Genomic DNA, 13,112 nt, shown 5'->3' with positions numbered 1-13,112 from the left:
GAAATCATTTTTTATTTGAATTCTCCTTTTTGAATATACTTTAAAACAAGATAGAACATTTATTTTAAGAATTTTTTATTTCCTCAATATATAAGGATAGCAATGCCTCCTGATAACCACTGTATGCGTGCTTTTCAAGTTCTCTGCAAAGTGCCTGTAATTCTTCACTCCTGCAGTTTTGCAATGACAAGAGACGCTTTTCACTGATGGATGAGGTTGACATAATCCTATGATATTCCTCCACTGTACTTTTCCATAAATGCAAATCATCTTTATAACGCTGCTTTAGCTTATCCGCAATCAGAATTCCCTCAGGATCAAAGTCCCCTGCATAATACATGAGAATGTTACTTTTCTGTATGAGATCCAGCAATACATAGCCGCACAGATTTAGCTGACCATTTGTGCATACAAAGCCGATCTGTTCCTTGCCCAGCCTTTTCCCCTCCAAAAACAAAGAACGGAATACCGATGGATTCTCCACAATATAAACTGCTTTAATAGCGTCAGATATGTTATGGATTTGCTGCAGATTGTACAAAGACACTGTCCATGCCTCATAGCGGTCAAAGAATCCTTTCCATGCCTCATGTACTTTTCCATCTCTGCCTTCTGCATTCAGATGCGCAATCATACAGCTGTTTGATAAATCATCTTTTAATAAACCGGCTTCATAATACAGCTTGTTCTTCTCTGCCAGACTGATATCCTGTTCCTCGACATTAAGGAAGTAACAGATTCCCTGAAACAGCAGCGTATTCTCAATGCCTTTATCAAAGAAATGTGGATCCTGGGTCACTGAGGAGGCGAATACTGCCATAGTTTCTATTTCCTGCTTCCAAACAGGCAGCTGATTAATTGCGTCCAATATAAAACATACTGTCTGCCACTTATTATTGTTTAGCAGCTGACGGATATTTCCATAGCTTTTATGATTTGTTTCCTGCATCCAGTTTAGCCACTCTCCAGCTTTTGTGCATGCATAGCGTTTGGATAGAGATCGCATATCCTGCTGTTCCTTTTGAGCCTTTATTTCTTTCTGTTCTTTGTTCGTCAGTATGCTTTCTCCCTTATAAATTTCGAGTACACGAAGAAAATCACTTCCGGCAAACCGGCTGTCCTCGATTGCCTTTTCCCAGACAGAATAAGGTATGGAAATGTCACGGACTCCCCAGTAATCCTTACCGAGTAAGCCCCCAATTGCCTCACGCTCATCATCCTCAGGATCCTTGATACATATTGTTCCTCCAAAATGCTGTAGCTTCTGATATTGACGAATCCATAGATCAGTCACACGTCGAAAGCCGGTATCCTGTAAAAGATATTGTGCAAATGCATCCTCTATCATGATAAATCTCCCTTCATGCGTTTTATATGCCCATCCCATTCATATGGAATCACAGTTACAAAACGAGCGTTTTCCGGACGAAACAGTTCATAAATGGCAAGACCTTTTACGGAAGCGTAGTCTCCCCATAGAACCTGTGAATTCATAATATAGTCAAATTTAAATTTGCTGATCAAATCGAACATATTGTATATGTTCTTTTCATCCACTCCTGCAAATGCCTCATCCAGGGCAATCAGCAACGGCGCATCCTCTCTGGCACTTTCAAATTTTGCGGCTACGGCTGAGAACAGAGGCACGTACATCGCCATTGCTTTCTCACCTCCGCTAAAAGCATAGAAGGTATTGTTCGTAAGCTCTTTTTTAGCTTCTCCGGTTTTTTTGTGCCATGATTTTGAATTCAAACCATTTTCGATAATCCATAACCTGACGCATCAGCTGATGAAAGCTTAAGGTGTTGTTTTCAATATTTTGCAGATTTCTTGCGGCAGCAATTTTTGACCGGAAGTGGGAAGACAGACGTTTTAAATCACTTTCCTTTACGACTTTGACATCCTTTTGCAGGATTTCCACCAGCTGTCTGGTATCCATTTCTTCTTCACTTTCCGCTTTTTTGCTCTTCCACTGCAGATTCAGATGCAGTCCGCTGCTGGTATTCATTGCGTTCATATAGCGGTTCATGGTATCCACCCACGCACGGCTGTTTTGTATACGGATACGTACCTTTTTACTGATAATATTCACCAGGATATCCTCAAACAGGTGACGGTCCGAGTCTACAAGCAGATTGTTCTGTAAATCAACATCACGTTGCAGACAGTCAAGCAGTTCTGGAAAGGAAAGAGAGGTTCCCTGATATCGCGCATTGATATCCAGTCTGGCACTGATATCTGTGAGTTCTTCCCATGTATCATCCGTTGTGAAGGTCAGATTGTATTCCTGCAGATTGCTTCGATGATTGTAATAAGCTGTCTGAAGATCCATTTTCAATGCTTCCGGTTTCTTTAGGACTTCTGTCTGTTTTTCCAGATTCCGTATTTCCTTGATCAGCTGTCCATCTTCACATAAAGGAATATTCGTATATCCGAGTGCAGCTTCGTTTTTCACAACATCAAAATACGTTGAAACCAGAGCATCCTGATGTTCGATATCCTGCTTTGTGCGTTCCAGATCCTGTGACGTTGCGGCTACAAGACTTTGCAGCTGTCCCAAACGTGTATCCAGTTCCTGCATAAGATCCGGCAGCTTATGCAATCGTTCTTCGATCTGCTGTAACCGTTTCTGTTTATCCTCATACCCCAAATCCTTCAGCTGTTTTTCCTTTTGCTGCAGAAGAAGGTTTTGTTTTTTTATCAGTTCTCTTAACGTATCGATTTCTGCTTTGAATTCCGAAACATCCCGAAAGGCATCTTCTATTTGCGTTTCACAGCTTTTCACAAAGTCGAGAGATTGTATGAATATCGGCTGTTTTGTTTGTACCAGCTGTAACAGTTTTCTGTAGCTGTTATAACCATCCTTCTGTTGTTCAAATACATTGCGGCGCAGCGTAATCGATAATTTACCTGCAGTTTCCCGCAGCTGCTTTTCAATTACCTGCATCGCTTCCAAATGTCTACGCAGACGCTCCTCCATCTGATGATAGCAGGCAATATCGTGCTGCAATATTCTTCGCCCCTCATTTAACTGCTGTAGGGCAAGATGCAGATCATCTTCTTTTACAAAAGCGGATGCTTCCTGTTCCAGCTGCTCCAATCGTTTGTCCAGATCCGTGAGTTTCTGCATTTCCTGATCATATTCCTTTTTCAGCATGTCACATGCTTTCTGTAACTGCAGAATCATTTGTTCTCTGTATTTCTGTCTTGCATTTTCTCCGATGTATCTTGCCGGTACAGATTGATAAAGCTTTCCCTGTACGATTCCGGTTTGAAACATGGCATCGTGCAGCTGCAGTTTACCGTCATACGTGATATGAAGGGATGTCAGAACGGTATTGATTTCATCCGCAAGCTGCTCAGGAGTTGCCCCCTTCAGATAATACGGTTGTAAATCCCTTACGTTGCGCTGTGTAAAGAAATACATATCCCCGCTTCCAGATGATAGGGTTTCAATCCATGGTCGGGAGCTCGCATGTACCACCTGTGCATCCAGTACTCCCAGACGCAGCAATGCCTCTTCACACAATGCGCGCAGTTCCTCATCCATCTGCTCATCAAATTCCAGAAGGGTGTAAAAGCTGCGGCTTTCAATCTGATGCTGTTTCAGAAGCTGGCGTGCCTGCTCCTGTTCCCCAGCAATTGCAGGAGATGGATCCTTTTGTGTCTGCCACATGTGCAGCTCTGCGCTCTTCTGTTCCAAATTCATCCTACAGGTTTCCGCTATATCCTTTTGCTCAATTTGCAGGTGAATGATTTCCTTATATAGCGTCTGATAGCTTTGCTGAACGATATCCGTCAGCTTATAAAAGTCCGGCTGTTCCTCATACTGCATAAGAAGATGCATCATTTCATGGAATTCCTCATCCGTCAGCTTTAGATGCCGATTGTTTGCAGACCACTGACTGATTCTTTCTTTATACTCCTCCACGATGCGATCATATTGCTCATCAAGCTGTGCCACCAGCTGTTCCTGCTGCTCATTCGTCTGCTTCTGCTGCTCTAATTCTTCCACCAGCTGCTTGTGGTGTGACGTTGCAACATCATACGAATTAAACAGCTGCAGTCCTTCCTCAAGTAAGCGAAGCTTTGCATCCAGTCACTTTCCGATATATGTAAAATCATATGGAGTGTCCGGGTGCTCAAAGAGCTCCTCTTTTAACAGGAGATGATCCTCCAGCAGCAGCTCCTCCTGCAGTTCATCCAGCTGGGCAAAGGCATCCTTCATTTCAGATAAGGCTTGCTCACATCGATCATTCTGTGTCTTATGCTGTACTCTAAGTTCCTGAAGACGATTACTTTTTTCCTCTTCCTGGTTTTCCTTATGCTGAAGCTTCTGTAAATTATCTTCTTTCTCAGCAGTCAGTCTTGTGCAATCCTCCACCAGCCGCTGCAGATCGTCTGTTGCCAGAGAAAGTTTTTCTTCTGTTAACAGTCCCTGTTCCTGTGCAAGCTGCGTACGGTTTTCCTGCTTCTGTTTTGTTTCCTGTTGATGCTGCTGCAATTCCTCCTCATGTTTTTGATAAGCTTCGTGTAGTTTTACGGCCGTCTGCCTGACAGTCTGGTAGATATGATATTTTTCAAACAATACGGCATGACTGTACTGCTCAAACACCTGATAAACCGCCTTTGCAGAAGCATAGCTTTGCTTTAAGGCATCCAGCTGATCCTTGATATTATCCATATTGGATATTGCTTCACTCATTGGACGAAGATCATCCTCGCTCAACGGCTGCAAGGATTCACTCAGGATTTCATTGATCATGGTTGGTTTCAAGGAATTGCTCAGCTTAGGTGAGCGCAGCTGCAGCAGCAATGTAATAGCTTCCTTATATTCCTCGCTGGTTTCAAAGCCAAACAGTGCCTGATTCACTCTGTCCATATATTCTTTTTGCGAATCCATGACCTGCGTGTCGCCGATACGGTTTTTCAACACCGGCTTTGTAATTGCCAGGTTATGATCCAGCAGCTGCACATCCCTGTTGATTCTCAGATTATCCTCAATTACAAAATACCAGGATACAAGCGGTCGCCCCTGTTTCGCGTGCAGACCCATCCCTATGGTTTTGTAAACCTCACTGTCCGAGCGTTTAAATTCCAGATACAGATAGCCGATGCGATCTGTTCGTTCACCGCCCTCCTCCAATAGATAGTTTTCTATTTTACGGGAGCGTGTACCAAAAGGATCCAGACGCTCACTGCTTTTATTTCCATCCAGCAGCAGTGGTATAAAGCTTTGCATTGTGACAGATTTACCGGAACCGTTGCTTCCTCTGAGCAGCATGTGACCATCTTTAAAGGGAAATTCCTCGTTTACATAATACCAGAAATCAACCAGCCCCAGCCGGTGCATGTGCCATTTGCTAATTAGTTCACTCATTCTGTTACCTCCGCATATGTTCCTGTTATTTTTCCGGCAATCGGATAGATATAAATATTCTCCTGCTGTACCTGTGCAAAGCCCAAGGTCTGTGCAAGATTGCATACATCCACTGCACTGTCTTCCACTCTGCGATTTTCAATCTGATATTTCTTTGGCAGTAACGCATTGTTTTTCTTGATCAGACGCTGAACGATGGCAAGATATTCTTCCAGCCGCAGTGTGATACCCTCATGCTGATCCAGAGAAAGACGGAAAGTCTTTACCCGTTTGCGCAGATCGTCATGGACAATCAACAGCAAATCATAATAGGCATGCGTCTTTGGAAAGACTTTCCCCATAGAGCAGTCTTCTTCCAGAACCAGAAAGGCGCTGGAGGAATGCACATGCAGCTGACAGGGAAACAGACTCTGAAAATCATTTTCTATATTTCTGCGGTAATTACGAATATAGCCGAAATCATCATCCTTATCCTCTCCTGCTGTATGATAGACACCGCAGGAAAGCATGAGTCTACGATAAATACGCTGCCGGCGGACAATACCGCGATCCTCTTCCATATCAAACCACTCACTCTGTAAAAAGTCCTCCGGTTCATGAAAATCCATAATATCTTTGGGTATGTTGCGTATGAAATAGCGTGATACCCCGGTGTTTTCATATAATATATCACTGGTTTCATCCTTTAGAAAGTAATCCTCATCACCCTCACGGGAAATGATCATCCCCATTTTAAGAGCATATTGCAGTACCCGCACAAGCTGTCTTCTTGCTCGCAGACTTGTCCATTCCAGCTCGCCTTTTGGAAACTGCACCTGAATAAATTCACAGATATTACTCAGGATAAAGCGTTCCCCTGCTTCCTTGTCTTCCAGAAGCATGAGCAGATAACAGAACATCTGGTATTCCATCAGCGTTTCAAATTCAGTAATCCCCATCCAGCCTTCCGCTTTGCCTGGGATTTTTTCCAGCTTTACAAGATATGGATTGATGATGAGTGCATAGCCGAATTTCTCCTGCAGCTTCTTCTTCAATTCCTTCGCATTATCCTTTATTTCATAATACAGCTGCGGATCCTGACTTTTCAGAATCCAGCGATGATTCATCAGTTCTTCTATAATTTTCATGATAATTCCTCATCAAACAGGATTTTGAAGCATGGCATTATCAGATTTCCATCCTCACATTGCAGCACGCAATCCCCTTCGCGCTCTTTCTCTATGTGATAATACTGCCCCTGATCTGTTTTGGCTCGCCGCTCACTTGCAGCAAGTGCCTTGGATACCCAGCTAAGAAGGGCTTTTCTGGTGGCCTTGTCAAGTAAGGGTAGCTGAGAAAAGATGATTTCTCCATTTTTACTCAATTCCTTTATCTTCTTCTGTTCAGCCTCGCGCTGTGCCTCATACTCCAGACGCTGTATTCGCCGGTCCAGCGCGTAATCCACCGCAGGCTTTCGCTCATGCTTTTTTCTTGCCACCTTTGTACGCGGCTCCAGTGCAAGGAAGGCAGAAGCTTCCTGATACACCCCGCTGTGAATGCTTTCCGTATCCCTTGGTGCGATGTTTTTCAAATGCATACAGGTATCTGCCCCAAACACCAGTGCACTTAAGCGATGCGCTTCATCCATAGAATTGCATTTTGCGAATATTTCCGCTATACGCCGGTATTCCTCCTTACGGTTTGCCCCCTGATTGTGCAGCTCACCGATCTGCAGTGCATACCGTGTAATTTTCCGTATGATTTCATTGGTAATTTCAAACAGGCGGTTTACCTCATTGTTATCATTTTCTCCGACAAACCAGTTGAAAAGACTCTGCCACCGTCCCTGACAATTTTCCAGTACGGCAGTCTTTGTGATATGGGAATTGATGCGGGGAATCGATAGTTCATATTCTGCGACCTTATCGAAAATCAGCGCCATATCTTCATCCTTTACACCGCTCAAATAATCCTCGATGATCATACCGTGCTCCTGCAGGCTTTTTACAAATGTCTGAAGATAGGTGATCAGCTTATCTTTGAATACCAGAAATTCTCTTGACTTCATCATTTGTTCTGCTTTGGCACTGTTTAATGTCTTTATGTAATCCTGATAGTTCTGATTCAAACGAATGAAATCATCGTTCAGACTTCGCCACCAGTCAGCGACCTCCATATGGGATTTATCCCTTACAGCAAGCAGCTGCAGAATCTGTTTACGAATCCGCTCCAGCAGCGTCGGTTCCAAGGATGCCCCTTCCACAGCAAGATGCTCCAGCTCTATTGTCATTCGTTCAATTACAACGGTATATTCACTTAGCTGATAGCGAAATTTCTTATTTTTAAATTCCTGTAAGGTATTGGGAACGGAGGTATCCTGTGTAGCAACGAGGTTCCCCCAGTCGCACAGTGCCTGCAAATCATTCTGACAGTTCTCCATGGTATAGTCTTCATATCCTGGTAATGCGGATATCATGTCATAAATATCCTCTTTAAACATCCAGTAATGTATTTTTTCATGCTCCTGATAAAAATAGCGAATGATAATGCGGTAACGGTCCACATTCTCGGCTCTGAGATAATTCACCTCGGTTATCGGTTTTAAAAGCTTATCATATAGTTCCATATCCCTCACCGTCTTTCTCTATCATTCTACCATATATTTCCTATTCTTTTACAAATTATACAAGTCGCCGATACAGAGCATCCAGCATTCTGTTGATAAGTTGTACAAAGTATCCATACCAGGCTTCTGTATCATTACAAAGCAGATAGAGAATACCCAGTGTGATTGTGAGCACAATGACAGAAATCCACGGTATTGCATCCCCCATCAGTCCGCTGATCAGCATAATCCCCATGAGAACAAGATACAAGGCCACAAATTTCTGTATTATCACAGCTGCCAGATGCAGGATGGCAAAGAAACCAAAGCTGCATAATCTGATACAATTAGCTGCAGCAAATACGATTACAAACAGGAGCTTTCGTATGCCGTGTAGTGCTGAAATATCATATATTCCCGGCCCTGCTTTGTCCATGCCTCCCCATGCATATGAACATGCGTTTCTTCCCGCTGTACATAGTCACCATAATAATGATATTCTGTATTCTCATTGTGATTATGATTCCCTTGATTGAATTGCATATTGTTCTCTCCTTAAAATGACAGGTCTTCTGTATCTTTATTCATAATGGACATGACAGCAGGCAATTCCACACTTGCAATTACCACATGGCTTAGAATAAACATGATTCTAATTTCCGTTTGCTTTTCAAACCAATCATAAATGCGTCCTGCACTTTTACAGCCTCTTGCGACGGTTCTCACACTGTTCGCGACATAGCCAAACGTCACACCGGCATCTGATATTACGCGAATGGCTTCATCGTCCTCTTCGTTATCAATATCCTTTTCAATCAATAACCTCTGTCCCACGCGAAACACCTCATTGCCAAAGTAATAGCGTAATCCAACAATTGTTATGTAGGTCATAAAAATCTCCTTCTTTCTTTACAATTACATTATAAGATAAGGATTGTATAAAATTATAAACAGTGACGATAAACATTTCATGTTACAATATAGAAAAGATGATATACGGGAAAACAGAGCATAACATCCAAAAGGTGCATATTTATACCTTTCTGTTATAGCTACATGGGAGGGATGGTTATATGGAAGATAGTAGAATGAGTGCCATAGCGATACTATATATATTGAAAGAGTATTCGGATGAGGCACATCCTTTATCCAGTAATGCTTGTATTCCATTACTGGAGCAGGTATATGATATTAAAATCAATCGCGGAACGCTTTCTGCATATATCAAACAGCTGCGTAATTTTGGAATCGACATCCAGACAACCAATCGGGGCTATTATCTGATTGACCGGGATTTAGAAAAGAGTGAGGTACACGTTTTGTGTAATCTGATTCATTCCTCACATTTCATATGCGACAGCTCCAGCTTTCAGCTCATCGACAAGCTGCTGAAGACGCAGAGCAGATATCATCGTAAAGATTTTAAAAACGCCGTATATATTCAGAACTCACGAAAAACGAAAAACCGGCAGCTGTTTCTGAATGTGGATATCCTCTTGGAAGCAATACAGGAGAATAAAATGATCCAGATGTACTATCTGACCTACAATCTGAAGAAGGAGCTGATACGAAAAGAGAGAAACCGTATTTTCTGCATCCGTATTATATTGTTGAGGAAAACGGAAATCTGTATCTGATTTGTAAAACAGATAAGCATGATGATTTTACGCATTATCGCATTGACCGTATGCAGGATATCAGAAAATTGGATACATCCGCAGATGCACTTCGTAATTCCTTTGATCCTTACGCATATTCCAAAACCAAAATGTATATGTATTCAGGGGAGCCCGTAGCGGTTTTCCTTCGCTGTCATAAAATGATACTGAATGATGTCATTGATCAGTTTGGACAGGAAATCATATTGCAGGAAACAAAGGATTCCGATTATTTCATCGCACGTATTTATTCTACGGAAACCGGTATTATGTACTATGCCATGCAATATGCTTTATATTGCGAAATACTGGAGCCCAGCGAGTTGCGAGAGCGTGTAAGAAATAATTTAAGGAAAGCACTCTCTGTTTATGAAAAAGATAAAGCATAGATAGATAACGATATATCAAAACTATTATTCAGCACAGTGCAAATGACAAATAGCAATGTAATAAAGAACCATAAGTAAGGCTTCTTACTCAATTGCAGGTAAATTTAACAGAGAGAATTCAACCCTATTGAATTATCAATAGAAGTTGAATTTTCTCTATTATGAACACCCTAAAGCAAGAAAGACCTAAATAAGTAGCTCACGCATTGCATGATAGTGCCTGATAATGAATTTATATCAGCTGGCTGTTCAAATCATAAAAAAAATAGCGTACTAAAAAAACTTGTCACAAACGTGTACATTCCCATTTGCGACAAGTCTGTTTTAATTTTCATAGGATACCGATCGTTCTCTCCCATTGATCGTTTATTTTTTTAAGGCTTCCTTATCATTTATTTTATCGAGTGGAGGTTTCTTTTTATAAGATGCAATAATTCTGGTGCTATAGCGGCGTTCTATTGAGGCGTTACCCGATTTACTAAATCTGAGTAGTTTTTTGGTCTTGGATTGATAAGACTTTGTTAGACTGAGTTTATAGCCTTTTCTGGCTGCATATGCAAAATACTGCTTCATAAAATAACTGAGCTTGGATAAATTCGTACAGCATACCTTTTCGAGATAAGGCACCTGTCCCTTCCTCCAATGTGTCAAATATTTCTCTTCCAGCCATCCCATTAGTATGAGGGAGTCCTCAACTGTTGCATAGCCTCTCTGATACAGCTGCCTTTCAATAACAGCGGCAGTTTTCTTTTCAATCTGCTGTCTGTTCAATAGTCAAATCCTCCATATTTCCCACGACAAGCCGCAATTCAAAGCCTTCATTTCCATCATGTGCCTCTGCTGACTGAATTAAGGTTTTGTTTTCCTTGAAATATTTGTTTTTTCTCTGCCGGAAGAATTCAACGATATCCAGGGCATCCAGCTCCAGCTGTGCCAATTCTGTTTGCAGGGCATCTTTACCTATTTGGGCAATGTTCCATCCTAAGGATGCTAATTTGATTACTGCGACAAATTCTTGAAAGCTTAAATTATTCGCATTGCCAATTGGAGCGATAAAGTCATGCATAAGCTCCGAAAAATTGTCATGCTCTATACGTTCCGGTAAAGGATCATATGTTACATCCTGATCATTGATATAGGCACCTTTTACATTTCTATGCCGTACAATAGATTCATAGAAATCTTCCGCTTCTTCCAGCGTAGCATTCTGCTTAATGAGGATTTCCGCAACAGAATCCAAAATAAACTCATTTCGATATTGAAAAAATGACCCTTTCCAGCGATGCTCAGGTAATACATTCCATACATCAGCAAGAAGATACATACCAATCGCTTTCATCCGATACAGGTTATCCTTATCTTCATCATACAGTTCTATATAGTCCGGTGTAACATCTATAATACGATATTCTCCATAGTGCTCTTCCTTCCAGCCTCTCAGTATACTGCTGTCACTTTCATTCCACTTTCTGCTGTCGAAAAACTCCTTTAGACATTGTGGATGGGAGCCGATATAGGCTAATGCCTGATTCATTTTTTGATGCTTATTCGGTTCCTGCATGAGCAATACACTGTATACATGGTTTTTATAAACAAACTTCAAATATTCCTCTCGAAGCTTTATCAGTTTTTTTGCGTCTTTCTTATGTAAATAATTCATAGTATGTCCCTGGTATAACCACAGCTTACACTTCACAGTAAGCTTGTCATACGCCTTTCCTCCTTTACATCATTATTTTAACAAAAAGCATAGCTGTGTAGGGACTCTTCATCTATAGTCTCGTTCAAAGTCTTGCCTCTATGCCTTTTTTCGATTCCGCAGTTTTTTAATAAACAGATACACACCCAGAATAAGAACAGCTGTCGCAGCCATTCCTATCAACAGACTGCTTTCCTTTTTATTTTCTTCATATGCCTCCTCATAAGCTTCTTTCGCGGCTGGATAAAAAGCAGTATCCTTCACAGCATCCAGAAAATCAAGATTCTGATCCTCACCTTCTTCTCCGTCCTTTTTTCCATTGTCTTTTGCAAGCTGAAGCAATTGCTTTTTTTCTTTTTCATAGCTCTTGACGGATGTATCATATGCTTCCTTATAGATTGCTTTAAATTTCTTCAAGTTATAATCCTCTACATCGGATATCTTTTTGTCATTGTATACATATTCATAGGCATTGTACTCTGCCGTACCCTGCAGAACTGTTTTCACTTCCTGTTCCGCATCATCAAAGGCTGTTTTATAATATTCTATATATTCATTTTTTATAATTTTGGATGGGAGTTCCTTCAACTGATACGCTTCCTTTTCCAAAGCATCTTTCTTTCCGTTTGTTTCTGCCAGTGAGGATGAATTGTTCATAAGCTCGGTTTCTGCTTTTTCATAGGATTTATTAAAGGCTGTTTTGTAGGCTTTTTGAGAGTAGGTATAGGTTACATCTTCCAGCGTTTTGTCCGGATTCTTCATTTTGAACGAATATCCATCCGTAGCCCCTTCTTTTGCATAATCAATTTTCGGCTGTGCCGGAACTTCAACCTTTGGTTTTGCCTCCTGAACAGGTTGCGGTGTACTTGGAGATGGTGTTGAGGATCCACTCGTTGATGGTGCTGATGTTCCACCTGAGGAACTCGTACCTCCACCATTGTGACAGTGATATTCGCCATAAGCCAATCCCCATTTCTCACAATTTGTCCGGCATGTATGACAGCCATTACTGTCGGTTCTTCCTGGATGTGCCTGAATGGAAGTAGACGTTGGTAATACAAGAAGTAATGCGAATGTTGCGAATACAAATAATTTTCTCATTTTTTCACCCTCCTAGACTATGAGTAAATTACAAACCTCTTCCCTCCTTCCCTATGCTTTAATTATAACGCTTACATTTAAACTTTTGTAATTTATTTAAATCAATAGGAATACAATTACTCGACTGTATACTGGCTTTATTGTGAAATTGGGTTATCCTGATAATTTCTTATACTAAAGCAAGCTGGTTTCAGATATAAATGGGATGACATAGCTATTAGGATAAGCTTTCATATCAGAATTTCATGGATATGGTGATACTATGATACCGCGGTTTACTTAGGTATGACGGATGTTGGAT

7 protein-coding genes and 3 pseudogenes are annotated in these 13,112 nt (G+C 41.3%); 1 reads left to right on the top strand and 9 read right to left on the bottom strand.

Going from position 1 to position 13,112, the window contains the following annotated elements; translation table 11 throughout:
• Window positions 1-64 precede the first annotated feature (64 nt).
• The 6 genes and pseudogenes from G4D54_02480 to G4D54_02455 all read right to left on the bottom strand — a co-directional run bounded on the left by G4D54_02480 (window position 65) and on the right by G4D54_02455 (window position 8,855).
• Entirely contained in the window at window positions 65-1,348 is a 1,284-nt protein-coding gene (locus G4D54_02480; protein ID QJA01363.1) for a DUF2399 domain-containing protein, read from the bottom strand.
• Window positions 1,345-5,380 (bottom strand): annotated as a pseudogene (locus G4D54_02475) (TIGR02680 family protein). Before G4D54_02475 ends, G4D54_02480 begins: the two are co-directional and overlap by 4 nt.
• The gene (locus G4D54_02470) at window positions 5,377-6,507 is read right to left on the bottom strand and encodes a TIGR02678 family protein (GenBank protein ID QJA01362.1); all 1,131 of its coding nucleotides are present in this window, start codon (window positions 6,505-6,507) and stop codon (window positions 5,377-5,379) included. The pseudogene G4D54_02475 and the gene G4D54_02470 overlap by 4 nt, the downstream one beginning before the upstream one ends.
• Entirely contained in the window at window positions 6,504-7,985 is a 1,482-nt protein-coding gene (locus tag G4D54_02465) for a TIGR02677 family protein (protein ID QJA01361.1), read from the bottom strand. Before G4D54_02465 ends, G4D54_02470 begins: the two co-directional genes overlap by 4 nt.
• A gap of 55 nt (window positions 7,986-8,040) precedes the next feature.
• Window positions 8,041-8,507, bottom strand: a pseudogene (locus tag G4D54_02460) (hypothetical protein).
• Between the two features lie 12 nt (window positions 8,508-8,519).
• Window positions 8,520-8,855, bottom strand: a complete 336-nt coding sequence (locus tag G4D54_02455; GenBank protein ID QJA01360.1) for a hypothetical protein — start codon at window positions 8,853-8,855, stop codon at window positions 8,520-8,522.
• A 182-nt stretch (window positions 8,856-9,037) separates the two neighbouring features.
• Here G4D54_02455 and G4D54_02450 point away from each other — a divergent pair.
• A pseudogene (locus G4D54_02450) lies at window positions 9,038-10,011 on the top strand (WYL domain-containing protein).
• A 366-nt stretch (window positions 10,012-10,377) separates the two neighbouring features.
• Here the strand turns inward: G4D54_02450 and G4D54_02445 are convergent.
• From G4D54_02445 to G4D54_02435, 3 genes are all read right to left on the bottom strand, one after another.
• The gene (locus G4D54_02445; protein ID QJA01359.1) at window positions 10,378-10,782 is read right to left on the bottom strand and encodes a hypothetical protein; all 405 of its coding nucleotides are present in this window, start codon (window positions 10,780-10,782) and stop codon (window positions 10,378-10,380) included.
• Window positions 10,763-11,671 carry a hypothetical protein gene (locus G4D54_02440; GenBank protein QJA01358.1) on the bottom strand — a complete coding sequence of 303 codons (909 nt, stop codon included), beginning with the start codon at window positions 11,669-11,671 and terminating at the stop codon, window positions 10,763-10,765. Before G4D54_02440 ends, G4D54_02445 begins: the two co-directional genes overlap by 20 nt.
• 138 nt (window positions 11,672-11,809) lie before the next feature.
• Window positions 11,810-12,811 carry a YHYH domain-containing protein gene (locus G4D54_02435; GenBank protein QJA01357.1) on the bottom strand — a complete coding sequence of 334 codons (1,002 nt, stop codon included), beginning with the start codon at window positions 12,809-12,811 and terminating at the stop codon, window positions 11,810-11,812.
• Window positions 12,812-13,112 lie beyond the last annotated feature (301 nt).

This window comes from [Clostridium] innocuum (assembly GCA_012317185.1).
GTDB lineage: Bacteria > Bacillota_I > Bacilli_A > Erysipelotrichales > Erysipelotrichaceae > Clostridium_AQ > Clostridium_AQ innocuum.
The sequence above is the reverse complement of the archived record's forward strand: the minus strand, read 5'-3'. Positions and strand labels throughout refer to the sequence as shown.